The organism is Haloarchaeobius baliensis (assembly GCF_052060055.1).
GTDB classification, from domain to species: domain Archaea; phylum Halobacteriota; class Halobacteria; order Halobacteriales; family Natrialbaceae; genus Haloarchaeobius; species Haloarchaeobius baliensis.
Genome location: NZ_JBPPFR010000001.1, coordinates 106,383 through 130,641 on the forward strand (window position 1 = coordinate 106,383; position 24,259 = coordinate 130,641).

General features: G+C 71.4%; 23 protein-coding genes. 16 read left to right on the forward strand and 7 right to left on the reverse strand.

Annotated features, from left to right (window positions below; all coding sequences use genetic code 11):
• Positions 1–8: 8 nt before the first annotated feature.
• The 5 genes from ACSG06_RS00535 to ACSG06_RS00555 form a co-directional block, all read right to left on the reverse strand.
• Entirely contained in the window at positions 9–740 is a 732-nt protein-coding gene (locus tag ACSG06_RS00535; RefSeq protein WP_440988307.1) for a bacteriorhodopsin, read from the reverse strand.
• 245 nt (positions 741–985) lie between these two features.
• On the reverse strand, positions 986–2,944 hold the full coding sequence (locus ACSG06_RS00540) for a bacterio-opsin activator domain-containing protein (protein ID WP_440988308.1): 1,959 nt from the start codon (positions 2,942–2,944) through the stop codon (positions 986–988).
• A gap of 51 nt (positions 2,945–2,995) precedes the next feature.
• Complete coding sequence (locus ACSG06_RS00545; RefSeq protein WP_440988309.1) at positions 2,996–3,244, reverse strand: ferredoxin; 249 nt, start codon at positions 3,242–3,244, stop codon at positions 2,996–2,998.
• A gap of 87 nt (positions 3,245–3,331) precedes the next feature.
• Positions 3,332–3,856 carry a KEOPS complex subunit Cgi121 gene (gene cgi121 / locus ACSG06_RS00550; RefSeq protein WP_440988310.1) on the reverse strand — a complete coding sequence of 175 codons (525 nt, stop codon included), beginning with the start codon at positions 3,854–3,856 and terminating at the stop codon, positions 3,332–3,334.
• Positions 3,856–6,246, reverse strand: coding sequence for an ATP-dependent DNA helicase (locus ACSG06_RS00555; RefSeq protein ID WP_440988311.1), 2,391 nt, complete (start codon positions 6,244–6,246; stop codon positions 3,856–3,858). Before ACSG06_RS00555 ends, cgi121 begins: the two co-directional genes overlap by 1 nt.
• 277 nt (positions 6,247–6,523) lie before the next feature.
• Between ACSG06_RS00555 and ACSG06_RS00560 the strand changes: the two genes are divergently transcribed.
• The 3 genes from ACSG06_RS00560 (at position 6,524) to ACSG06_RS00570 (ending at position 9,603) form a co-directional block, all read left to right on the forward strand.
• Positions 6,524–7,951, forward strand: coding sequence for an MFS transporter (locus ACSG06_RS00560; protein WP_440988312.1), 1,428 nt, complete (start codon positions 6,524–6,526; stop codon positions 7,949–7,951).
• 53 nt (positions 7,952–8,004) lie between these two features.
• On the forward strand, positions 8,005–9,306 hold the full coding sequence (locus ACSG06_RS00565) for an oxidoreductase (protein ID WP_440988313.1): 1,302 nt from the start codon (positions 8,005–8,007) through the stop codon (positions 9,304–9,306).
• Positions 9,307–9,450: 144 nt separating this feature from the next.
• Positions 9,451–9,603 carry a hypothetical protein gene (locus ACSG06_RS00570; RefSeq protein ID WP_440988314.1) on the forward strand — a complete coding sequence of 51 codons (153 nt, stop codon included), beginning with the start codon at positions 9,451–9,453 and terminating at the stop codon, positions 9,601–9,603.
• Positions 9,604–9,618: 15 nt separating this feature from the next.
• Here ACSG06_RS00570 and ACSG06_RS00575 read toward each other — a convergent pair whose 3' ends face one another.
• Positions 9,619–10,296 (reverse strand): rhodanese-like domain-containing protein, encoded by a 678-nt coding sequence (locus tag ACSG06_RS00575; RefSeq protein WP_440988315.1) that lies wholly within the window; start codon positions 10,294–10,296, stop codon positions 9,619–9,621.
• A gap of 354 nt (positions 10,297–10,650) precedes the next feature.
• Between ACSG06_RS00575 and ACSG06_RS00580 the strand changes: the two genes are divergently transcribed.
• From ACSG06_RS00580 to ACSG06_RS00590, 3 genes are read left to right on the forward strand one after another with little or no spacing between them, the layout of a single operon-like run.
• Positions 10,651–11,781 (forward strand): MFS transporter, encoded by a 1,131-nt coding sequence (locus ACSG06_RS00580; protein WP_440990280.1) that lies wholly within the window; start codon positions 10,651–10,653, stop codon positions 11,779–11,781.
• Between the two features lie 51 nt (positions 11,782–11,832).
• Positions 11,833–12,180 (forward strand): TRAM domain-containing protein, encoded by a 348-nt coding sequence (locus ACSG06_RS00585; protein ID WP_440988316.1) that lies wholly within the window; start codon positions 11,833–11,835, stop codon positions 12,178–12,180.
• Positions 12,181–12,219: 39 nt separating this feature from the next.
• Entirely contained in the window at positions 12,220–13,131 is a 912-nt protein-coding gene (locus ACSG06_RS00590) for an ADP-ribosylglycohydrolase family protein (protein WP_440988317.1), read from the forward strand.
• Positions 13,132–13,156: 25 nt separating this feature from the next.
• Here the strand turns inward: ACSG06_RS00590 and ACSG06_RS00595 are convergent, their stop codons facing one another.
• On the reverse strand, positions 13,157–14,368 hold the full coding sequence (locus ACSG06_RS00595) for an MFS transporter (RefSeq protein ID WP_440988318.1): 1,212 nt from the start codon (positions 14,366–14,368) through the stop codon (positions 13,157–13,159).
• Positions 14,369–14,523: 155 nt separating this feature from the next.
• Here ACSG06_RS00595 and ACSG06_RS00600 point away from each other — a divergent pair, with 155 nt between their 5' ends.
• From ACSG06_RS00600 to ACSG06_RS00645, 10 genes are all read left to right on the forward strand, one after another.
• The gene (locus ACSG06_RS00600; RefSeq protein ID WP_440988319.1) at positions 14,524–16,314 is read left to right on the forward strand and encodes a right-handed parallel beta-helix repeat-containing protein; all 1,791 of its coding nucleotides are present in this window, start codon (positions 14,524–14,526) and stop codon (positions 16,312–16,314) included.
• 147 nt (positions 16,315–16,461) lie between these two features.
• Positions 16,462–17,433, forward strand: coding sequence for a Na+/H+ antiporter subunit E (locus ACSG06_RS00605; RefSeq protein ID WP_440988320.1), 972 nt, complete (start codon positions 16,462–16,464; stop codon positions 17,431–17,433).
• Positions 17,430–17,720, forward strand: coding sequence for a monovalent cation/H+ antiporter complex subunit F (locus tag ACSG06_RS00610; RefSeq protein ID WP_440988321.1), 291 nt, complete (start codon positions 17,430–17,432; stop codon positions 17,718–17,720). Before ACSG06_RS00605 ends, ACSG06_RS00610 begins: the two co-directional genes overlap by 4 nt.
• A complete protein-coding gene (gene mnhG, locus ACSG06_RS00615; RefSeq protein WP_440988322.1) occupies positions 17,717–18,028 on the forward strand; it encodes a monovalent cation/H(+) antiporter subunit G in 312 nt (103 codons plus the stop codon). The genes ACSG06_RS00610 and mnhG overlap by 4 nt, the downstream gene beginning before the upstream one ends.
• Positions 18,025–18,558, forward strand: a complete 534-nt coding sequence (locus ACSG06_RS00620; protein WP_440988323.1) for a DUF4040 domain-containing protein — start codon at positions 18,025–18,027, stop codon at positions 18,556–18,558. Before mnhG ends, ACSG06_RS00620 begins: the two co-directional genes overlap by 4 nt.
• A 2-nt stretch (positions 18,559–18,560) precedes the next feature.
• Complete coding sequence (locus tag ACSG06_RS00625) at positions 18,561–19,046, forward strand: MnhB domain-containing protein (protein WP_440988324.1); 486 nt, start codon at positions 18,561–18,563, stop codon at positions 19,044–19,046.
• The gene (locus tag ACSG06_RS00630; RefSeq protein WP_440988325.1) at positions 19,043–19,402 is read left to right on the forward strand and encodes a cation:proton antiporter subunit C; all 360 of its coding nucleotides are present in this window, start codon (positions 19,043–19,045) and stop codon (positions 19,400–19,402) included. The genes ACSG06_RS00625 and ACSG06_RS00630 overlap by 4 nt, the downstream gene beginning before the upstream one ends.
• Positions 19,395–20,909 (forward strand): complex I subunit 5 family protein, encoded by a 1,515-nt coding sequence (locus ACSG06_RS00635; protein WP_440988326.1) that lies wholly within the window; start codon positions 19,395–19,397, stop codon positions 20,907–20,909. The genes ACSG06_RS00630 and ACSG06_RS00635 overlap by 8 nt, the downstream gene beginning before the upstream one ends.
• 16 nt (positions 20,910–20,925) lie before the next feature.
• The gene (locus tag ACSG06_RS00640; protein WP_440988327.1) at positions 20,926–22,476 is read left to right on the forward strand and encodes a proton-conducting transporter transmembrane domain-containing protein; all 1,551 of its coding nucleotides are present in this window, start codon (positions 20,926–20,928) and stop codon (positions 22,474–22,476) included.
• The gene (locus tag ACSG06_RS00645) at positions 22,473–24,221 is read left to right on the forward strand and encodes a proton-conducting transporter transmembrane domain-containing protein (RefSeq protein ID WP_440988328.1); all 1,749 of its coding nucleotides are present in this window, start codon (positions 22,473–22,475) and stop codon (positions 24,219–24,221) included. The genes ACSG06_RS00640 and ACSG06_RS00645 overlap by 4 nt, the downstream gene beginning before the upstream one ends.
• The last annotated feature ends 38 nt before the right edge of the window (positions 24,222–24,259 follow it).

Genomic DNA, 24,259 nt, shown 5'->3' on the forward strand with positions numbered 1-24,259 from the left:
GTGACCGCTCAGGCGGCCTCGGGCTGCTGTGCGGCGCCGGTGTCGGATTCGACCTGGTCGAGGACGGCGTGGCTCCGCAGCAGCAGGAAGCCGAAGCCGACCTTCGCGCTCAGGTCGAGCACCATGAAGATGGCCGTCTCGGGCACGATGCCGATGATGGCCAGCCCCTCGGTGCCGACGAGCCAGACCACCGGGTAGGCGAACCAGAGCACCATCGTCAGGTTCCGGAGTGTCCCGAACAGGCTCCCGACCTCGCCGGGCTGCTCCCTGGCGCGGGCGGTGAGCCGCCCGATGAGGAAGTACAGCAGGACGAGGAAGAAGCCACAGCTGATGCCCCACCAGGCGATGCGGAGGGCGGCGCCCTCGGTCGCCAGTGCGCCGCCGAGCCCCGTGACGATCATCGCGATGTCGAGGCCGACGAGCGTCCCGATGGTGTTCCGGCTCGCCCCTGCGAGCAGCGCGAGGTCGAGCAGGAGCAGCGGCGTGGTGAACAGCCAGTCGGCGTACCGTGCCCAGTATATCGGGAAGTCGTGGTTCGGGATGGTGATGACGCCGAACCCCGTCGCCATCGAGAAGTACGACACCGCCGCGATCGCTGGAATGAACGTCGTGACGATGTAGTAGGTCTGTTTACGTTCGTCGGTCTCGTTCCATCCCATCGCGAGGAACGCGAGGGTGCCGAGTGCCATGCCTGCCGTGCCGATCCAGAGCCAGATTGCTTCGTCTCCTGGGACTGCCATGATGCGAGTTGACATACGACACGCTCTGGATTAGGGAGAGTGCCGAACTAGTTGTGCTTTTGAACCTCCACAAACGGACTCACGCGAACTAGTTTGGTATCATGGCCGCCAAATACCTCGGTCTGGTCACCAGGCATCGATACCTATCACGAGCTGGCCACCTACTGTCGCTATAGATGCAGATTTCTACCTAACTGGTTTGCATCTGGTCTGTTGATGAAATATTATGCCTAACCAGTTGTGTCCTACGGTCGGTCGAAGAACTCGCCCACCAGTTTGCGCTCGGCAGCCCGGAGGTGCTGGTGGTACGTCGAACGGGCGATGCCCATCGACTCCGCGAGGTCGTCGCCGCTCGTCGGTCGGGGCCACTCGAAGAAGTCCCCGAAGTACGCCCGCTGGAGCGCGGTCAGCTGGCGGTCGGTCAGTTCGTCCTCCAGCGCGGCGATGAACTCCTGCTTCGTCGTCGCTGCCCGCTGGCGCTCGCGGTACGCACCGAGGCTGACGCCGTCGAACGCCTGCTCGACGTTGTCGACGACGGTCCTGGCGTTGGCCTCCCGGGGGAGCTCCACCTCGACTGTCGTCGTCTCCGGGGACGCCTCGATGTCGGTCACGTCGCCGCCGTACTCCGCGAGCGTCGACAGCAGCCCCGAGCTGCCGATGCTGAACTCGACCAGCGAGATGCCCTCGTTCCGGGTGATGACCTTCGCCGAGGCCACGTCGTCGTGCTCCTCGGCGATCTCGACGACGCCGTCGGGGTCGTCGGACTCGACGGTGAAGAACATCCCCAGCGTGTCGTCGTCGCGGTACACCGAGCCCGCGTACGAGAGCGTCGCGTCCGCGCGCTTTGCGACGTCCACGAAGAACACCGACGGGTCGTCCACGTGGAACGAGAGCTCGACGATGTCGTCCGCGGTCAGCGTGCGGCGCGTCTCCGCCGCCGACACCGCCGTCGCGACCATGCGTCCGAGCGCTGCGAGGATGGCCACCTCGCGCTCGTCCAGCGCCCCCGCGTCGCCGGTGTACACGGTCAGCACGCCGTAGCGGGCGTCTCGGTACACCAGCGGGATGACCGCCAGACTCTCGAACGGTTCGTCGGTGCACGCCTCGTGCCAGTCCGCCGTCGGCAGCTCGTCGACCGCGGCGACCTGCACCTCGCCCGTGTCGATGGCGCGGGCGACCGGCCCGTCGCTCCGGCCGAGCTCGAGCGCGTCGCCGTCCGCGCTCCCGCCGACGATAGCGTTCGGTCGGATGCTGTCGTCCGCCAGGTCAGGTTCGCCGATCCACGCGCAGGTGTACGGGTCGGTGTCCGCGAGCAGCTCCGTGACGTTCCGCTCGATGCTCGCCCGGGTCGTCGACTCGACCAGCGCCTGCGTCGTCTCCTGGACGACACCGTTCACCCGGTCGAGCAGGTGTTCGAGGCCCGCACGCTCGGTGTCCAGCATCGCTGCGCGGTGCTCGGCCGTGCGCTCGGCCTCGACGCGGTCGGTCACGTCGGTCTGGAAGCCGACGTAGTGTGTCACCTCGCCCGTCTCGTCCCGAACCGGCGCGATGTCCACGCGGTTCCAGAAGCGCTCGCCGTCTTTCGTGTAGTTCACCAGGGCGTCGATGGCCTCGCGCATCGCCCTGACGGCCTCCGGGTCCGAATCCTCCCCCTGGAGGAACCGGCAGTTCCGCCCGATCGCGTCCTCCCGTTCGTACCCCGTCAACCGCACGAACGACTCGTTGACGTACACCAGCGGCATGTCCGGCGCGTTCGCGTCCGCGATGGTGATGCCGACCGGCGCCTCGTCCAGCGCCCGCTCCTTCAGCCGGTCCGTCCCCGTCCCGGCGTCGAGGCACGCCCCGACCCGCTCTCGCAGGCGGTCCTTCCAGTCGCCGGTCTTCCGTCGCACGTAGCCGTCGACGTCCGCCGCGACGGCCTGCTCGGCGACCCGTTCGCTCCCGACCGCCGTACACAGCACGACCGGCACCTGCCCGTGGACCGCCCGGATGGTCTCGAGCAGGTCCACCCCGGTCGCCTCGCCGAGGTCGTGTTCGCTCACGACACAGTCCGGCACCGCGTGCCCGATGGCCGAGAGCGCCTCGTCGTCGCTCCCGGCGACCTCGACGTGCACGTCCGCACCCAGCGCCGATAGTACAGCCGCCGTCTCCGTGGCCCGGTCCTCGTCGCCGTCGACGACGAGGATCCGGGGCATCGCACTCATGTCTACTCGTATCGGACTCCCTCCCTAAAGCAGTTGTCAGTGCTTCGCACGCTACGGAATCAGCTGCTCGCCGTCGTCGTCGTACACGACGATGGCGTCGACCGGACACGACCGCGCAGCGAACTTCGCATCCAGCTCCTGCCCCTCGGGGACCTCGACGGCGAACACGTCCTCGGCGACCTCCTCGCCGCCGACGAGGTCCGCCTTCCCGTCGTCCGTGTCCTTCTCGAAGCCCTCGCCCCACTCCGCCACGCACTGGAACATCCCGATGCAGGTGTCCCGGTCGAACTCGACTCGCATGGGCTGGGCTTCGTCCGACCCGGGTATATGGTTGACGGGGACGGGTTCCCGTCCCGGTGTCGGGCTGGAGTCCCGGCGCTTCCCGGCTCACTTCTCGACGACGAGCAGCGAGACGCGCTCGCGGACCAGCTCGGAGAGGGAGGCGTCGGTCGCGGCGCGTTCGGCAGCAGAGATGTCGAAGAACTCGCAGACGAGGGCCTCGTCGGTGGCGGATTCGAGCACCTCGTCGTCGGTCCACTCGGCGGCCAGTGCGTCCGCGGCGGTGGCCTCGCGGTCGTCCGTCGCGAACGGATCGTCGGGGAACTCGCCGACGACCACGGCGACGACCGGCACGGCCTCGCCCCCGCCGACCCCGAGTTCGAGTGCGCGGGAGATCTGGCGGCGACCGGCGGCGTACAGCAGCACCTCGACGCCCGGGTCGCGGGCGATGGCGTCGTCGCGCCGCCAGGCCCGCGCCGCGCGGTCGACCGCGGCCTCGAGGTGGGCCTCGTCGACGACGTAGCGCGAGTCGAACGCCTGGATGACACAGTCGTACTCGGCGGCGACCGAATCGAGGCTGGCGAGGAACGCGTCGACGTCGTCGACCGTCGTCCGGCCCTGGACCACCCGCATCAGAAGTCACCCAGGCTGGTCTGGCTCTGCGGTTCGTCGTCCGGTTCGTCGGAGGTGTCGTCTGTCGAGCTACTGGTGGCCACCCCGCTCGCCGGGTCGACGCCCTCGACGGAGGGGTCCTCCCGGCCGGCGTTCTGCATGATGGTCTCGGCGGTCTTCGGCCGGTCGCCCAGCGCGGCCAGCACGACCGACTTCTCGACGGTGCGGAGGGCCTCGCGGTCCTCGATGCCGGCGTCGTACAGCCGCCGGGCGCGCTTCCGGCCCACCTCGCGCACGGAGACGAGCTCGAGCAGCTCCTCGCGGACGCCGTCCTGCACGCGCTTCTTGGCCTCGCGGACCCCGACCGTCACCGGGCCGGGGAGGTCGAGCTCGCCGGCGATGCGCTCGGTCGCGCCGAGCAGCCACTCCGCCGTCTCGACCTTCCCGCGCAGGTCGCCCGGGCCCACGTCGTAGCGTTCGGTGATGCGGTCCTCGTCGACCTCGTCGGCCCAGTCCTCCAGCATCCGGGCGGTCTTGAGCGCCGAGAGCCAGTCCTCGAAGCGGTCCTCCTCGTACTCCGTCGGCGCGGGGCCGAGCAGCTCCGTCTCGCGCTCGTAGAACACCTCGGTGTACTCCTCGCGGTCGCCGGATTTCAGGTAGAGCTCGTACATGTCCGGTGTGCGCGAGAGCAGCTGGTAGAGTCCGAGGGGCGTGGGTTTATCGACACCGTCGCCGGTGTCGGACTCGTCGGCGGTCGAGACGGCTGCCGCCTCCTCGTCCCCGCTCCGGCTGAACGTCTGGAAGCCCGCCGTCGTCTCCTCGGCCTCGAACTCGGTGGTCGGCTCGGTCGCTCCCGCGATGGACTCCAGTCCGTCGATGATGGTCGCCGCGCTCATCGGGTCGAGGTAGAGCATCGAGACGGTGTAGCCGACGTTCGTCGCCGCGAGCTCGTCGCCGTCGCGCTCGACGAAGCCGTTCTGGACGAGGTAGTCGACGACGCTGTCGGCCACGCGCTCCAGTCGCCCCTCCTCGGTGGACTGGCTGGCGTACAGCGTCTGTTCGAGGAACGACAGCAGGCCCTCGCGGGTCCGGGCGAAGCCGGACGCGATGGTCGCGAGCACGTGGGTCCGCATCGCCGGCTCGACCGCCAGCTTCGACTGGACGTCCTCGGGCTCGGCGTCCACGTACCGCTCCTGCAGCTCCTCGATGTCCTCGTGGCTGTTCGCGAGCAGTACCGCCTCGCCGTAGGGGTCCCGTCCCGGGCGGCCCGCCCGCCCCATCATCTGGTGGACCTCCAGCACCGAGAGCGGCTGCATCCCGGTCCCGTCGTAGCGCCGCCAGTCCCGCACGACGACGCGGCGGCTCGGCGTGTTCACGCCCGCGGCGAGCGTCGGGGTGGCCGAGACGACCTTCAGCGTCCGGTCCCGGAACGCGTCCTCGACGAGCGACCGGTGCTCGCGGGCGAGCCCGGCGTGGTGGAACGCCGCGCCCTTCGCCACCGCGTCGGCGAGGTCGTCGCTCGTCTCCGCGTCGCTCACGTCGCGGATCTCCTCGGCGAGGTCGGCGAGGGCCGCCTGCTCCTCCGCGTCGAGGAACGGCTCGACCACGTCGCCCAGCCGGCGGGCCGCCGCCTCGGCGTTCCGGCGGGAGTTGACGAACACCAGCGAGGAGCCGCCCTCCGAGAGCGTGTCCCGGACGAGCCCGGCGGTCTGCTTCTCGCCGTTTCTGACGGGTACCTCCCGCTTCGTGTCGTCGTCGAAGTGCAGCGCCTGCCCGTAGTGGACGCCCTTCCGCAGCTCGATGGGCCGCCAGTCGGAGTCGACGAGTTCGGCGTCGAGCCACTCTGCGATGTCCTCGGCGTTGCCGACCGTCGCGGAGAGCGCGACGACCTGCAGCCCGGGGTTGGTCTGGCGGAGCTTCGCGAGCGTGACCTCCAGCGTCGGCCCCCGGTTCCGGTCGTCGATGAGGTGGACCTCGTCGGCGACGACGCAGGTCAGGTCCTCGAGCCACGGCGCGCCGTTGCGCACCAGCGAGTCCACCTTCTCGCTGGTCGCGACGACGATGTCCTTCTCGGCGAGCCAGCCCCCGTCGGACTCGTAGTTGCCCGTCGTGACGCCGACGCTCACGCCGAAGGATTCGAACGCCTCGAACTCGGCCTTCTTCTCCGACGCCAGCGCACGCAGCGGGACGATGTACAGCGCCTTCCCGCCGCGCTGGACCGCCGACAGCATCGCGAGCTGGGCGATCAGCGTCTTCCCCGACGCCGTCGGCACCGAGGCGACGAGGCTCTGCCCGTCGGTGACTCCGGCCTCGACCGCCGCGGCCTGCGGCGGGTAGAGCTCCTCGATGCCCTGCTCGTGGAGCTGGTCGACGAAGGCCGACGGGACTCCCGGCACGTCCGCTGTCTTCATCTACCACTCCTTGGCTCCTGTCGTGGTTTAAACTGTCGTGTTCGGGTGGTCGGCCGGTCGGCCCGGCCGTGTGTCGCAGCGTGACACACCGGCCCCAGTTCTTTATAATGCGCCGTCCACGTGTCGCGTAGAGCGTTCCATGACTCGCCGGCATCTCGGCCGTCCGGTGTTCGACCCCCGCTCGCCGCCTGCTTCTGTGCGGGCCCGATAGCCGCAGCACTCGGGTTCGCCTCGCTACGTTCCGTAGCCGCAGTGTCCCACTCGAACACAGACACAGATGCCGACAGCCTCCGAGTCGCCGCCGTCGCGCCGCGACTCACACGACGCAGAATCGCAGACAGACCACCCGTCGACGACCGACGCCGACCCGTCGACGGACTCCGCACCGTCCGCCGCCCACGAATCGCCCGCGGACCGACAGCCCTCGCTCTGGCGGAACCGAGACTTCCGGCGCTTCTTCGCCGGGCAGTTCGTCACGAATGCGGGAGACAGCCTCTACACCGTCGCCGTCCTCTGGCTCGTCTTCGAGCTCAGCGGCTCGACGGTGCTCACGGGCATCGCGAACTCGATGCTGCTGCTCCCGTGGCTCCTGCAGATACTCGCCGGCCCAATCGTGGACCGCCTCCCGCTCAAGCCCGTCCTCGTGGGCTCGCAGGTCGTCCAGGGCGTCGTCGTCCTCGCGCTCCCGCTCGCGGCGGCGACGGGGAACCTGACCGTCGAGGTCATCCTCGCCGTCGTCCCGCTGCTGGTGCTCTCGACGCTGGTGATGGCGCCGATGCAGACGACGCTGCTGCCCCGCATCGTCCCCGAGAACCGGCTCTCGAACGCGAACTCCGCGCTCGCGACGGTCACCCTCGGGCTGGACATGGTGTTCGACGCGCTCGGCGGCGCGTTCATCGCCGTCTTCGGTGCGACGACGCTGTTCCTCTTCGACTCGGTGACCTTCGCGCTCGCCGCGCTGCTGTTCGGAGGTATCGGTCTCGGCGGTGGCGAGGACGCCGCGGACGAGACACAGGCGGAGACGGCGGCCGACACGGACGAGTCGATCCTCCGTGCCTACCTCGACGACCTCCGCGAGGGCGTCGACACCCTCCGGGGCACCGTCTTCGTCGAACTGGTGCTGATGACCGCGGTCGCCAACTTCGCCATCGGCGTCACCCTCGCCATCCTCCCGTCGTTCGGTGACGGCCTCGGCGGCCCCGCCGTCTACGGCCTGCTGCTCGGCGCACTCGGCATCGGCCGGCTCGTCGGCTCGCTCGTCGCGCCCCGACTGGAGCGGGTCCGGTACGGCCGCCTGCTGCTCGTCGGGCACTCGCTCGGCGCGGTCTGCTGGGTCGCCGCCGTCTACGCGCCGACGCCCGCGCTCACCGTCGTCCTGTTCGGCCTCGCGTGGGTGCCCGCCGGCGCGAGCGGCGTGCTCACCGCGACGCTGAACCAGACGGTGTTCCCGAGCGAGCTGCTCGGGCGCGTCTCCTCGGTGAAGGGGACCGCCTCGGGCGCGACCCTGCCGCTCGGCTCGCTCGTCGGCGGCGTCGTCGCCGCGGTGCTCGGTACCCAGACGACGATGGGCCTCGCTGCCGTCGGCTTCGGCTTCACCGGCCTCTACACGCTCCTTCGCCCCCGGGTACGACGGCTGCCGTCCGTCGCCGACGCCGACCCAGCCGCGTTCGACGTGACTGCGGCAGGTGACGGCGACGGGGAGTAGTCCCGTCCGACCCACCCCACGAGTTTTCCTCGCTCCCGCCCGAACCCCCACGCATGCCGACGCTCGACGACCCGGTGGAGGTCGGGTCGCTGACCCTCCCGAACCGGCTCTACCGTGCGCCCCTGCTGGAGTGTGCCGGCAACGGCGACGGCGCGGTCGACACGCTCATCGCGGACCTCGAACCTGGTGCGGCGGCCGGCGCGGGACTGCTCTGTCAGGGCGCGACCATCGTCCGGGGGGAAGGGGGCTGTGCAGCACCGCAGATGACGCGGGTGCACGACCCGGCGTTCGTCGCGGAACTCGAACGCCTGACGGAGCGCATCCACGGGCACGGGAGTCACATCTTCTGCCAGCTGGAGCACGGCGGCCTGCGGAGCATGGAGACCTGGCACGCCGGCTACCGGGCCGAGCATCCGGCCCTCCAGCAGCTCGCCGTCTCGCGCCCGCCGTGGCAGCTCCGGCTGCTCGACCGGCTGGGCTTCCTCGACTTCACCCCCCACGTCCTCTCGACGGGGGAGGTCCGGGAGCTGGCCCGCGACTTCGCCGTCGCGGGCGCGAGAGCCATCGACGCGGGCTACGACGGCGTGCACGTCGCCGGCGCGAACATGGGCATCGTCCAGCAGTTCCTCTCGCCGTTCTACAACCGGCGCGACGACGAGTTCGCGGACGGCGTGCGCTTCCTCGAACTGCTCCACGACGAGTTCCGCGACCGGGCCGGCGACGCGCCGCTGGTGACGAAGGTGCCGGTGGAGACGCCGTCCCCACCGGTCGTCCGCCGGCGCATCGACGCCGACGACGCGGTGGTCGTCGCGGAGCGGCTCGCCGAGATCGGCTACGACGCGCTTGCGCCCGTCGAGACCTCTGTGGTGTGGGACATGAGCATCGTCCGCGGGGAGTACCCGGCGCGGGCCTGGGGGGAGTCGTCGCTCCAGCCGGCGTACCGTGAGGCGTTCGGAGGCCGGCTCCGAACCGAGGCGGTGAAGCTCGGGAACCGCGTGGAGTCGTGGTTCTACGGCTTCGAACCGGCGTGGAACGCCGACATCGCCCGGCGCATCCGCGACGCGGTCGACGTCCCCGTACTGCTGGAGGGCGGCATCAGGGAGCGCGGTCGCATCGACAGACTGCTCGGGGAGTCGTGTGACCTCGTCGGGATGGCCCGGCCGTTCTACGCCGAACCGCGGCTCCCCGCGCGGTTGCTCGGCGACGTGCCCGACACGACCGGTGCGCTCTGTGAGAACTGCAACAACTGCACCGTCCCGCAGGTGACCGACGAGCCAGGTCGGTGTCGCACGCCGAGCGTCGTCCGCGAACGCGCCCGTCGCGAGCGCGACGGCGAGTACGATATCGGCCGCTGAGGTGGTGTCGAGCAGGAATATCCCGGGTGGCGCCGTCCTGTTCGGCTACAAACCTTATCATCGTGCAGTCCGCATACCGTGCACACGGTTCACATGGGGTCGATTCCAGTGCGCGGGCGGCTCGATACGGGGGTACGATAAGACATGGCTCAGTGTAACGTCTGCATGGAGGAGATCGACGAGGAGGCAGAGACGCACATCGAGGTCGTCAAGCCGATGGAGTATAAGGGTTCCACCCAGCAGATACGCCACTACTACTGCAGCATCTCCTGCCTGCTGGAGCAGGTCCAGGGGTAACGCGACGGCCCGGATTCAGGGACCGGTGACCAGGCCGTCGGCGAGCCGTCCGAGCGGCGCTTCGAGGGTGTACGACGGCGTCGACAGCGTCAGCACCGTCTCCTCCGTGATGTCGGCGAAGCGCACGTGGACGGTGTAGCTGCCGTCCTCGGCGATGGGTGCCGCCTCGTCCTGGTCGGATTCGAGGTCGCGGACCCAGGCCATCTCGCCCGCGTCGCCCGGGTCGGTCTCGCCGCGGATCTCGTAGAAGGCGGTGCTCGACCGGCCGGTGATGGGGTAGCCACGGTCGACCCACTCGTAGAACCCCTCGTCGATGACGTGGACGTCCGAGTAGCCGTTCTTCTGGAGGTGGGCCGCCCGCATCGCCGAGAGGTGGTGGGGACAGCCGCAGTAGCAGACGATCCGGGTGTCGGTGTCCCAGGCCATCGCCGGGTCGTCCGGTCCCCCGGGGTTCGACGCCGGACTGCTCACCGCCCCGACGATGTGGGACTGGTCGTACTGGCCGGTCCCGCGTGCGTCCACGAACCTCGCCGACTCCGCCTGGTGCCAGTCGTACGTCTTGTCGACGGGCTGGAGCGTGATCGTCTCCCCGTCGACGACGGTGACGTTCGCGTCGCTTCCCCCTGCGAGACAGCCCGCGAGTCCGGCCGCCCCCAGGGCGGCGGTACTCGCGAGGTACGTACGGCGTCGCATGCCCGGCGCTAGGGACTGGACCTGAATAGCGGTGTTGGTCTCCCCGAGCCCCCATCGTTTCGACTGGAGAACGGCCGAGTACGGTCCGTACCCAGTCCAGACGAACCACGGGAACAGGTGGTCGGCGGCGACGTCTGTCCGGACGACGGGCCCGCGGCCGATCGCCCATGGTGGAAGTGAGCACCCTGCACGACAGCTTGATAGCCTGGCCGGCGGAACCGGTGTGGCGTGTCCACGACCGACGACCCGGGCGGCGAGGCTCCTCCAGACGGCACGGCCAGCGGTGGGGCTCGCGACGGCCCGGCCGTCGCCAGCGAGCGCGCCCGCTGGGGGCTGCTCCTCGGCGCGAGCATCATGTCCGTCTCGCTCGGGGCGTACGAGCTCGCGCCGGCGAGCGTGACGACGCTCATCCGGCGGTCGCTCGACATCGGTCCCTCGGCGGCCGGGCTCGTCGTCAGCGTGATGTTCGGCACCGCAGTCGTCGCCAGCATCCCCGTCGGCGTCGTCCTCGACCGGACGAACTCCCGGCACGCCGTCGCCGTCGCGGTCGGCCTCCTGCTCGTCGCCGGCGTCTGGGGCTGGTACGCCGCGAGCATCGGGTCCTACGCGCTGTTGCTCGGCTCGCGGGTGCTCGGCGGGCTCGCCTACGTCGTCGTCTGGAACGCCGGCATCGACGTCGTCGGGCGCTCGTTCGAGGCCGAGCGACAGGCGACCGCCGTCGCGACGTTCACCGCGAGCGGCCCGGTCGGCTTCGCCGTCGGGCAGGCCGCCGCACCCGTCGTCGCCGGCGCGTTCGGCTGGCCCGCCGTCTTCCCCGCGTTCACCGCGCTCTCGGTGCTCGGGCTCGCGCTGTTCTGGCCGACCAGCCGGGGGAGCGGCCGCGCGAGCGACACCCCGACGCCGACGGTCGGCGACCTCTCGCGGGTCGTCACCGACCGGCGCGTCTGGCTCGTCGGCATCCTCGGCTTCCTCGGCTACTCGCTCTACCTGTTCGTCAACAGCTGGGCGCCATCCTACCTGACCGACGAGCTCGGTCTCACGCTGGTCGTCAGCGGCGCGGTCTCGGCGCTGTTCCCCGCGGTCGGCGTGCTCTCGCGCATCAGCGGCGGCGTGCTCTCGGACCGTCTGTTCGACGGCCGCCGCCGCCCGGTCGTGCTGGCGTCGTTCGTGGTCGCCACGCCCGCGGTCGTCGCGTTCACCGCGCTGCGTGGGGTGGCGGTCGTCGTCGTCGCGCTGCTGGTCGCCGGCTTCGCCATCCAGCTCTGCCTCGGCCTCGTGTTCGCCTACGTCCGCGAGCTCGTCGAGCCCGCCGTCGCCGCCACCGCCGTCGCGTTCCTCACCAGCGTCGGGCTGGCCGGTGCGTTCCTCGCGCCCATCGTCGGCGGCGCACTCATCGAGGCGACGAGCTACGGCACGGCGTTCCTCGCCGCGGGCGTCCTCGGCCTCGTCGGCGTGGGGATGTCGTGGCTCGCGCCGGAGCCGTGACCGACGACTGTAGCGCCAACCTATTTCCCGCCGGGCGGCGACCACGCGGCCATGCAACAGCTCTACATCGCCGGGGGCGCGGCGGCGGTCGTGCTCCTCGTCGCCGTCGCGGCAGTGCTCCGGCGTCGTGGCAGCAGCGACGCCCGTGCCTCGAAGCGAGCCCACGAGCAGGCACAGGAGCGGGAACCACCGGTCGACATCGGCGACACCGTCGAGTTCGGCATCACCGAGTTCACCGACCACCACTCCGGCGAGCGGGTCGCCGTCGGCAAGGTCGAGGGCTTCGTCGTCTTCGCGGAGGACGTGCCGTCGGGGGCCGCCGTCGGCGACGTGGTCCGCGTGAAGATCACCTCGTTCAACCGCGGCGGCACCTCCGCGGACGGCACCGTCGTCGGGTAGGGCGAAACCGCTTTCCTGTCGGCTCTCGAACACCAGTGCATGTCCAGCGACCGCGCCGAGGGCGTCCTCCTCGGCCTGGCCTGCGGCGACGCACTCGGTCGACCCGTCGAGTTCCGGAGCGCCGGGCAGATCGCCAGCGCGCACGGGACGCTCACGGAGATGGTCGGCCACGGCACGTGGAACCAGCCCGCGGGCACCATCACCGACGACACCGAGCAGGCGCTCTGCATCGCCCGGAGCCTCGTCGAGACCGGTCGGTTCGACCCCGCCGACGTGGCCGACCGGTTCGTCGCGTGGTACGAGTCGGGGCCGTTCGACATCGGCGGGATGACCCGGCGGTCGCTCGAGGCGCTCCGCGAAGGTCGGTCCTGGGACGAGGCTGGGGAAGCCGTCTGGGCGGACAGCCCCGAGGGCTCGAACGCGGGGAACGGGAGCGTGATGCGCTGCCCGCCGCTCGCCGTCGCGTTCGCCGACGACCCGGCGGCGCTCGACCGGACGAGCCGCGACTCCTCGCGCATCACCCACGCCGACCCGCGCTGCACCGCCGGCTGTGCCGTGCTGAACCGGACGATCGCGGGCCTGCTGGGCGACGAGGACGAACCGCTGGCGAGCGCGCTCGGCGCGACCGAGGTCCCCGCGGAGCTCGACGCCGCGCTGCGGCCGGTCGCCCGGGGCGACGCCATCGACGACCTGTCGACGTCGGGCTACGTCGTCCACTCGCTGCAGACCGCGCTCCACGACGGGCTCCGGGCCGACACTGCCGAGGACGCCATCGTCACCGCGGTCAACCGCGGCGGCGACACCGACACCGTCGGCGCCATCGCGGGTGCAGTGGCGGGCGCCCGGTTCGGCGCCGACGGACTGCCGTCGCGCTGGCTCGCCGAGATCGACGAGGAGCCGGAGCTCCGGCGGCTCGCGGGCGCGCTCGACGGCTGGTCCGGCGGGGAGTGACCGACACGACCGCTGACTGCCCGACCTACCGCCGCCCCCCGGCGAGCTTCGACGCGGCGGCCGACCCGCGGAGCCGGAGCATCGACAGCGTCCCGAGGGCGGGGCCGAGCGCCAGCGGCGCGAACGCCCACCGCCAGCCGACCACGCCGACGAGCACGGGCACCAGCTGGATGGAGACGGTGGTCAGGAGGAAGCCGATGGCGGTCTGGAGCGTCAGCGCCGTCCCGACGTAGGACTCCTCGGCGAGCTCCGAGACGGCCGCCGAGAACTGGGCCGAGTCGGCGACGATGGCGAACCCCCAGACGAGCAGGAACGGGACCAGCACGACGAGCGAGGCACCGAACACCAGGCCTGCGCCGAGACAGGCGAGCCCGCTGACGACCATGCTCGCGCTGGTGACGGTCGTCCGGCCGAGCCTGTCGGCGACCGACCCGGCGGTGACGGCGCCCAGCCCGCCGACGCCGATGGTCGCGAACGCGAGCAGCGACGCGAGGCTCGAGAGTTCGGTGCTCCCGCCGCCCGCGGCGAGGCTCGCGACGAGGTAGCCCGGGATCCACGTCCAGACGGCGTACAGCTCCCACATGTGGCCGAAGTAGCCGCCGTTGGCCAGCATCGTCTCGCGGTCCCGGAGGATGCGACCGATGGCGCCCGGGTCGAAGGGCGCGGCCGGCGGCTGGTACGGGCCCGGTTCGACGAGCAGCACGAGCAGCGCGCCGACCGTCGCGAGCCCCGCCGACCCGTAGAGCACGACCCGGGGCTCGCCGACGCCGCCGAGGGCGCGGAGCAGATGGGGGAGCGCCGAGCCGACGGTCAGCGCACCGACCAAAGCTCCGATGGCGAACCCGCGCCCCTCCCTGAACCAGCCGGCGAGCAGCTTCATCCCCGGCGGGTAGACACCGGCGAGTGCCATCCCCGTCAGGAACCGCAGGACGATGGCCGGCACCGCGCTGGTGACGACGCTCGCGATGAGCGCCGTGCAGGCCGCGCCCCCGACGGCGGAGCCGGCGATGAGGTGGCGCGGATGCAGCACGTCGGAGAGCGTGAGAATCGAGGACAGAAGCGCCCCGGCGACGAACCCCAGCTGGACCGCGATGGTGAGCCACGCCGTCTCGGTCGCCGTGAGCCCCCACTCGCTCGCCAGTTCGGGGGCGGCGGCGCTCGCGCTGAACCACAGCGACATCACCAGGAGCTCCGCCGTCGCCACCACCAGCAGGACGCGGCGCTTGCGTGAGAGCATCCCGGTCGATACGTTGGACCCGCCGGACTAAAGCGTCCACTCCCCTGGGTATGAGTGTTCGGTCGGTCGGCGCTCCCGTCGCGACCGGCGGCGATGCTGTCAGCGGGGTGCCAGTCGGCAAGAAGCGTTAAGCACGCACCTATCAGTCTACGGTCATGGGTTTCTCGCGACGAGAGCTGCTCCGCGCCGGCGTCCCGCTCACGATGGTCGGCCTCGCGGGCTGTAGCTCGAACGGCAACGGCGGTTCGACGACGGCGCCGACGCAGGCCTCGACCACGCAACGACAGACCACGCAGCAACAGCAGACCACCCAACAGCAACAACAGACGACTCAACAGCAACAGGGGACCGACACCGAGACGTCGGACTCGGCCTGTGAGTCGCCGGTCGAGGTCTCGGGCAGCATCACCGAGGACACGACCTGGGACTGCGATGAGTACCGCATGACCGGCGACGTGACCGTCACGAACGGGGCGACGCTGACGATCGAGGCGGCCCACATCGAGCCCGCGCCGGACACGCTCCTCTCGGTCGGCGACGGCGCGTCGCTCGTCTCCAATGGCACGGGCGAACGTATGACCATGTTCCTCCCCGCAGAAGCGAACGAGCAACCCGGGAGTTGGAAGGGCATCGAGGTCACCGCCGGTAGTGTCGAGGCGTCGTTCTACCTCACGTTCCTCTCCTGCGGCGGCAGCGGCGGCTGGGCGAACGTCTACCTCCAGAACGGTGCGACGGCCGGCTTCGACGCCTGCTTCTTCGACCGGTCGTCGACGTACGGCGTCCACGGCGAGGCGAACACCGGGTTCACGTCGATGTCGAACAGCACGTTCACCGATAACCAGTCGGGGTCGATGCGCATCCCGGCGACGGCGATCCCCGACCTCGGTCCCTCCACGGAGTACCAGAACGGGAACGCGCCGGAGAAGGTCGTGGTGGACAACCAGACCGTCACGCAGGACGCGACCTGGTCGGCCCTCGATGCACCGTACATCTTCCCGGACGGTGCGAACCTCGCGGCATCGGTCACGGTCGAGGCGGGGACGGTCTGCGGATTCGGGCAGGGGAGCCGTCTGATAGTCGAGGAGGGGGGACACCTCTTCGCCGACGGCGAGTCCGATTCGGAGGTCTACTTCGCCGCCGACGGGCCCCTCACTCCCGGGCACTGGCAGGGAATCGAGATCGTCTCGAACGACCGGAACCGGCTCTCGAACGCGGTCGTCCAGAGCGCCGGCAGCGACGGCTGGGCGAACGTCTACGTGCAGAACGGCGGCGAGGTCTCCATCGTCGACAGCCACCTCGGGCAGTCGTCGACCTACGGGATCCACGCCGAGGCGAACACCCGGATACGGGAGTTCAGCGGGAACCGGTTCGCCGGGACCCAGCAGGGCTCGATCCGGATTCCGGTGACCAACCTCGGACAGATCCCCTACGACAACCAGTTCACCGGGTACGGCGAGTACGATGGCGAGAACCGCGTCGAGGTCGACGGCGGGACCGTCGACCAGCCGACGACCTGGGACCCGCTCGCCGTCCCGGTGCACTTCCTCGGAGACGTCCACCTCGCGGCCGACGTCAGCATCCAGCCCGGTGCGAACTTCACCTTCGCCCAGAGCACCCGACTCGCCGTCGAGGAGGCCGGGAGCCTCGACGCGGTCGCCGGGACGAACAACCGGATCACCTTCGAGGGCGAGGCCGACGTGCCGGGCTTCTGGGACGGTATCGAGATCGTCTCGCTGAACCCAGACAACGTGCTCGACGCCTGTGAGATCGCCAACGGCGGCAACGGTGGCTGGGCGAACGTCTACGTCCAGAGCTCCGGGATGGCCACCGTCCGGGACTGCATCGTCCGCGACAGCTCGACGGCGGGCATCATCGCCGAGGAGGGGGCCAGCCTGACCACGTCCGACAACACGTACACCGGGAACGCGGACGGGCCCACCGCCTGAGACGGCGATTCCGGCCGCAGAACGGTTCGGCTGGTAACCACTCGGTCGGTTCTTTGATAGCAGCCCGTCGCCACCCACAGCCACGACGTATGCTACTCGCTAACAACAGTAATGGTCGCGGCTCGCATCACATCAGATACGTAGCAAATGCCCCAGGTGCCGGAGCACGAGCCACGGGTTCTCGCCGTCGTCACCGCATCGGAGACGGCCGAGCGGACCGTCGAGCACGCCCTCCGTGAGGGACGGGACACCCGCGCGGAGTCCGACGGCCCGGTCGCCGTCGAGGTGCTGGTCCTGGCGTCCGACCGCTCGACGGCCGAGTCGACAGGCCGTCGCGCCGAGGCCGCGGTGTCGGCGTTCGACGGGGCGGACGCGTCGGCACGACTGGTCAGGACGGCGGTACTGGATACCCCGGCGGACCAGACCGACGTACTGCTCGCCCGCCTCGACGAACGCCCGGTCACCCGCCTCGTCCTCGCCGCCGACAGCGAGCTCGCGGTGGACCGGCTCCGCGACCGGCTCGGCGTCGGCGCGGTCGAGCTCGTCGGCGTGGCGTCACCGCCCGGCCGGCGCTCCCTCGTCCACCCGGGGGGCTGGCGTCGGTACGCCACCCTGTTCGGGCTATCGTACCTGTTCTACCTCGCCATCGGCGGGTTCGTCGGCGGCCTCGACCTGCTGACGGGTGCGCTCAGCGCGGCCGTCGTCGCACTCGGGCTGTCGTCTGTCAGCTTCTCCGACGCGCCGACGCTCCGCCGGACGGGGCCGCGCATCGCACGGGCGGTCGCCTTCCTGCCGGTCCTGCTGTGGGCGGTCGCCAAGGCGAACGTCGCCCTCGCGGCCATCATCCTCCACCCGCGGCTGCCCATCGACCCGTCGCTGGAGACGCTGGTGACCGACTCACGGGAGGACCTCGAACGGATGGTGCTCGCGAACAGCATCACGCTCACGCCGGGGACGCTGGCGGTCGACGTGCGCGACCGGACGTTCCTCGTCCACTCGCTGACCGCGGAGAGCCGGGAGAGCCTCGAGTCGGGGCGGCTCCAGTGGCTCGTCGCGTGGGTGTTCCACGGACGCGGAGCGGAGGCGGAGTCGACCGACGACGGAGGGTCCGAACCGTGACGGATCTCGGAGCCGGCGCCGTCACGACGACGCTGGTCGCGACCGCCGCCGCGCTGCTCCTGCTGGCGCTCCTGTTCGCGTACCGGGCCGCGGTCGGGCCGACGACGCCGGACCGGGTCGTCGCGGTCAACGCCATCGGGACGACGACGGTCGTCGTCATCGCGCTCGTCGCCGGCGCGCTCGACCAGCCGGGCGTGCTGGACGTGGCGCTGGTGTACGCGATGCTGAACTTCCTCCTGAGCCTCGGCGTGGCGAAGTTCGCGGCGGAGCGAGGTGGGTCGCTGTGAGACCGACCGTCGTCGCCGTCGTGGTGCTGGCCGGCGGCGGCGTGTTCTTCTCGCTGGTCGCGGCCGTCGGCGTGCTCCGGCTCCCGGACGTCTACGCCCGGGCCCACGCCACCTCGAAGAGCGACACGATGGGCACCGGGCTCGCCCTCGCCGCGGTCGCGGTCGTGCTCGACTCCGGCGTCGCCCGGTTCAAACTCGCGCTGCTGGTCGTGTTCGTCCTGCTCACCAACCCGGTCGCGGCCCACGCCATCACCCGGGCCGCACACGTCCAGGGCATCGCGGCGTGGGAGCGGGAGGACGACGGATGACCGACCTCCTCGTCGGCGTGCTGGTCGGCTTCCTCGTCGTCGTCGCCTGCGTCGTCGCGCTCCTGCGGGACACGCTCGCCGCGGCGGTCGTCTTCGCGGCGTACAGCCTCGGGATGGCCATCCTGTGGGTCGTGCTCCGGGCCCCGGACGTGGCGCTCACCGAGGCGGCCGTCGGCGCCGGCGTGACGACCTCGCTGTTCCTCGTCGCCATCGTGAAGACCGGCCGCCCGGTCGGCGGGGCGTCGTTCGTCCGCGACGTCCGGCTCCGCTCGCTCGTCGGCGCCGGCGCCGTCGCGCTCGCGCTCGGCCTGACCATCCCGGCGCTCCCGGCCGCCGGCGACCCGTCCGCGCCGGCGTTCCAGCGCGTCTCGCCGTACTACCTCGACCGGGCTGTCGCGGACTTCGGCACCGAGAACGTCGTCACCGCGGTGCTCGCGGGCTACCGCGCGTTCGACACGTTCGGCGAGGTGACCGTCGTCTTCGCGGCCGGCGTCGCCGTGCTCGTCGTCTTCCGGAAGGAGGTGCTCTGACGATGACCGACGAGCCGACACGCGAGAGCGTCGTCGTCACGAAGGCGGTCCGACTCGTCGCGCCGTTCGTCTTCACGTTCGGCCTGTTCGTCACCTTCCACGGCGCGAGCAGCGTCGGCGGTGGCTTCCAGGGCGGCGTCGTCGTCGCCTCGGTCGTCGTGACCATCGCGTTCGCCTTCGGCGTCGACCAGACCGCGCGCTGGCTCGACCGGGCGGTGCTGACGACCTGCGGGACCCTCGGCGTCGTCGCCTTCGCCGCCGTCGGTGTCGGCCCGCTCGCGTTCGGGGGGACGCCCTTCGAGCTCACCGCGTACCCCGGCGCGAAGGGGCCGCTCTACGCCGTCGAGGTCGTCGAGGTCGGCATCGGCGTGACCGTCGCCGCGACCGTCGTCGTGCTGTTCGTCGAGATATCGGGCGGGTTCGGCGGCGACGCGGCTGCCGGTCCGGGGAACGGGGACGCATCCGACACGGAGGAGGGTTCGGGGTGATCGACGTGCTCCTCGCCCGGCTCCCCTACGTCGGGTCCGTCGTGCTCGTCGCGGTCGGGCTGTTCGTCCTCGTCGACGACGAGAACCTCGTGAAGAAGGTGCTCGGGCTCAACGTGTTCCAGACCGGCGTCTTCCTCTTCGTCGTCACGGCGGCGTACCGGACCGGCGCCGACCCGCCCATCGTCACCGCCGGCGGGGGCCCGTACGCGAACCCGCTCCCGCAGGTGCTCGTGCTCACCGCCATCGTCGTCGGCGTGAGCGTCACGGCGGTCGCGCTGGCGCTGGTCGTCCGCATCTACCGGGAGTACGGCACGCTCCGCGAGGACGTGCTCCGGGAGGAGCTCGCCGATGAGTGAGCTGCTCGTCGGACTCGTCGTCGTCCCCATCGTGGGGGCCGTACTCGCCGCGGTCTCCAGCTGGGTCAGACCGCGGAGCGGCTGGCCGCTCGCGGCGGCGACCCTCGCGGTCCAGGCGGTGCTCGCACTCCGGGTGACGGTGCTCGTCCTCGACGGCGGGCGGGTCGCCCAGGCCGTCGGGGGCGTCCCGCCGCCGTTCGGCATCGAGTTCGTCGCCGACGGGGTCTCGACACCGTTCGTCGTGCTCGTCGTCGGCGTCTCGCTCGCGCTCCTGGCCTACACCCGCGCCGCCGGGCCGCGCTCCGGGCCGTTCTACGGGCTCTCCCTGCTGCTCGTCGGGGGGCTCACCGGCGTCTGCGTCACCGGCGACGTGTTCACCCTCTACGTCTTCCTCGAGATATCGGGACTGGCGGCGTACGCGCTCGTCGCCCGCGCCGAGGGTGGGCCGGCGGCGCTCGCCGCGCTCCAGTACCTCCTGCTCGGGACCGTCGGCGCGACGTGCTACCTGCTCGGCGTCGGCTACGCCTACGTCGCGACCGGGACCCTGAACATGGCCGACCTCGCGACGCAGCTCCCGCACGGGTCGCCGCTCGCGGTCGCCGCCTTCGCCGGCATCGGCGTCGGTCTCGCGGTGAAGATGGCCCTCTATCCCCTGCACGTCTGGCAGCCCGACGCCTACGAGCACGCCCCGTGGGCGGTGAGCGCGCTGCTCTCGGCGCTCGTCTCGACCGTCGCGGGCTACGCGCTGCTCCGGCTGACCTACACCGTGTTCACCGTCCGCTTCCTCGCGGTCAACCCGCTCGTCGACGACGCCATCCTGCTCGCCGGCAGCGCCAGCGTCGTCGCCGGCGGCGTCCTCGCCTTCCGCGCGTCCTCGGTCCGCCGGCTGTTCGCCTACTCGTCGGTCGCCCAGTTCGGGCTCGCGACGGTCGGCATCGGCCTCGGGACGGTGCCCGCGCTCGTCGGCGCGGTCGTCCAGCTGCTCGGCCACGCGCTGATGAAGGGCGGACTGTTCGTCGCCAGCGGCGTCGTCGCCGCACGGACCGATGCGACGACCGTCGAGGGGTACGCCGGCGTCGGCTCGCGGGCGCCCTGGGCCGCCGGCTCGCTCGTCGTGCTCGCCCTCGGCATGGTCGGCATCCCGCCGACGGTCGGCTTCGTGGCGAAGTGGTACCTCGCCGTGGGCGCGATCGAGGCCGGCTCGTGGCCGGTCGCCGCCGTCGTCGTCGGGAGCACGTTGCTCTCGCTCTCGTACTTCGGCCGGCTCCTCGGGCAGCTCGGGCTCGGCGGCGGGGAGGACCGTCCCGGCCCGCTCCCGACCGCCGACGAGGTGGACGGCGTCGACACGGTCTCGACCGACGGCGCCGGGGACGACCCGGCCGTGGTCTCGCTCGGGATGCGCGCCGTCGCCGTCGGCGCCGCGGTCGCCACGGTCGTCCTCGGGGTCGGTGCCGTCGGTATCGCCTCGTTCGTCGAACCGTCCGTCGTCTCGCTGCTGGACCCCTGACCAGGCACTTCGACCCATGACCACCGAATCGCTCCTCCCGCTGCTCGCGGTCGCCGTCTCCGCCGTCGCGGTCGTCCCCATCCTGCTGAGCGGTGCCCGGCCGAACCGCCGTGAGGCGTGGACGTTCGCCGCCGCCCTCGTGAAGTTCGGCGTCGTGCTCGCGCTGCTGCCGGGCGTCCTCCGCGGCGTCACGTACGCCAGCCCGGGGATCGCGTTCGTGCCCGGCGTCCGGCTCGTGCTCCGGGTGGACGCGCTCGGCGCACTGTTCGCGTTGCTCGCGAGCGGGCTCTGGCTCGTCACCAGCCTCTACAGCGTCGGCTACGTCCGCTCGCTCGACGAGGCCCACCAGACCGGCTACTTCGCGGCCTTCGCCGCGAGCCTGAGCGCGACCGTCGGCGTCGCCTTCGCCGGGAACCTGCTCACGCTGTTCGTCTTCTACGAGCTGCTCACCGTCGCGACGTACCCGCTCGTTGTCCACAAGCGGACCGCGGAGGCGTGGCGGGCGGGCCGGACCTACGTCGTGTACACGCTCGCCGGCGGCGTCGCCATCCTCGCCGGCACGGTGCTCGTCTACGCCGTCGCCGGGACGACGACGTTCGCACCGGGCGGGCTGGCCGGCGTACTGGCCGCCGACCCGCTGGTCGGCCGCGTCGCCTTCGCGCTGCTCGTCGCCGGCTTCGGCGTCAAGGCCGCGCTGTTCCCGCTGCACGGCTGGCTGCCCGAGGCGATGGTCGCGCCGACACCGGTGTCGGGACTGCTCCACGCCGTCGCCGTCGTCAAGAGCGGCGCGTTCGGCATCGCCCGCGTCGTGCTCTACGTGTTCGGCCCCGACGGCGTCCGGACGTTCGGCGTCGGCGTGCCGCTCGCCGTCGTCGCGGCGGTGACGATGGTGCTCGCCGCAGCGCTCGCGCTCCGACAGGACCGGCTGAAGCGCGGGCTCGCGTACTCGACGGTGAGCCAGCTCTCCTACATCGTGCTCGGGCTGGCGGTGCTGACGCCGACGGCCGTGCAGGGTGCGCTGTTGCATCTCTCGGCGCACGCCCTGATGAAGCTCGTCCTGTTCTTCTGCGCCGGCGTCGTCTACTGCGAGACGCACGTCGAGCGCATCGACGAGCTGGCCGGCATCGGGCGACGGCTCCCGGCGACGATGACGCTGTTCGCGGTCGCCAGCGCCGGCCTCGTCGGCTTCCCGCTGGTCGCCGGCTTCGTCAGCAAGTGGTACCTGCTGACCGGGCTGTTCGCCGGCGGCGACCTCGTCCTCGCGGGGCTGCTCCTGCTCGCGGGGCTGCTCAAGCTGCTGTTCTTCTGGCCCATCGTCTCGGCGGCGTTCTTCGCCGAATCGGGGGCAGAGAGGGGACCGACCCGGGCCAGCCTCTCCGCGGACGGTGGCCACGACGGCGACGCCGTCCACGACTGGGAGCCCCGCACCTGGCGCACCGAGACCGACTGGCAGCTGCTCCTCCCGGTCGCCGTCGCGCTCGCGCTGGCGGTCGTCTACGGGGTCGTCCCGACCGAGCTGCCGTTCTACGAGCTGGCGACGCGGGTCGCGGAGGTGACGGCCGGATGAGCCTCCTGACCGCGGCGCCGCCCGAGATACTCCCCTTCGCCCTCGCGCTCGTCGTCCCGCGGCTCCCGAAGCGTGTCGGCGCCGCCATCGCGGTGGCGGCGTCGCTTGCCACCTGCGGCTGGCTCCTCCTCGTCCCGGACGGCGCACACGTCCCCGTGGTCCTGTTCGGCTTCGACGCGGTGCTGTTCAACGTCGACGCCTACTCGCGGCTGCTCGGCGCGACGTTCGGCCTCGTGGCGGCGGTCGCGGTCGCCTACACGGTGGCCACCGACGGCGACCGTCGCCAGGCCGCGCTCGCGCTGGCGTACGTCGGCGCGGGCATGGGGGCCGCCCTCGCCGGCGACTGGCTGAGCCTCGTCGTCTACTGGGAGCTGATGGCGGTGGCCGCGACCGTGCTCGTCTGGCACCGCACCAGCGACCGGCGCGCCGGCTTCCGCTACGCCGTCTACCACGAGGTCGGCGGGCTCGCGCTCGTCGCGGGCGTGCTGCTGCACTACGCCGAGGCCGGGACGTTCCTGTTCGGTGACGGCGTCACCGCCGGACTGCCCGCGCTGCTGGTCGCGCTCGGCATCGGGCTCAACGCGGGCTTTCTGGGCCTGCACGTCTGGATCGTCGACACCTACCCGACGACCCACGTCGCGACGAGCGTCGTGCTCGCCGCGGTGACGACGAAGGTCGGCGCGTACGCCACCGTCCGGGCGTTCCCCGACGGCCACGTCGCGCTCACCTACGTCGGCGCGGCGATGGTCCTGTTCGGGGTCACGTTCGCCGTCCTCCAGACCGACGTGCGCCGGCTGCTCAGCTACCACATCGTCTCGCAGGTGGGCTACATGGTCGCGGGCTTCGGGGCCGGCGCGGGCCTCGCCCGGAGCGGCGCGATGGTCCACCTCGTGAACAACATCCTCTACAAGAGCCTCCTGTTCATGGTCGCCGGCGTGCTCGTCCACCGGACCGGCCGGGAGAGCCTGAAGAAACTCGACGGAATCGGGCGGGCGATGCCACGCACCGCCGCCGTCTTCCTCGTCGCGGCGCTGTCCATCTCCGGGCTGCCGGGGTTCAACGGCTTCGTCAGCAAGGGGATGGTCATCGACGGCGTCGAGGCGACCGGCCCGACGCTGGTCTGGTACGGGCTGCTCGTCGGCGGCGTGGGCACGGTGATCTCGTTCGCGAAGTTCGGCTACTACGCGTTCCTGCACCGGACGGAGGGGGGTTCCGGGAGCGGGCGCGCAGTGAGCGACCGCGACGAGGCCCGGGGCGAGCGCGCACCCGCCGACCTCGACCCCCTCGAACTGGCGACCCTCGGCGGCGTCGCCGCGCTCTGCGTGCTGTTCGGCGTCGTCCCGTCGCTCCTGCTCGACGTGTTCCCGCCGGCCGTCGTCGCCGACGCGAAGCCGTTCTCGCCGTCGCAGTTCCAGAAGGCCGGCGCGGTGACGGCGGCCGGACTCGTCGGCTTCGCCGTGCTCCGGCCGCTCCTGGCCCGCATCCCGCCGGCGCCCGACCTCGACTCGGTGTACCATCCCGCCGGACGGGCGCTCCAGACCGCGAGCGTCGGTGTCGCTGGCGCCGTCGAGGACACGACGAACCGGGCGGGCGGCGTCCTCCGACGTGGCGTCCGCACGGCGTTGGCCGGCGAGCCCGACGCGCCGTCGCCACCGGCGCTCGACCGGGCGAGCCGGACCATCGGCCTCGGCGTGCTCGTCATCGCGCTCGCGCTGGCGCTCCTGCTCGCGGTACTCGTGCTCTGACCCGGTGTATGTGCCGCCTACTTTAGCTCGCCGACCGA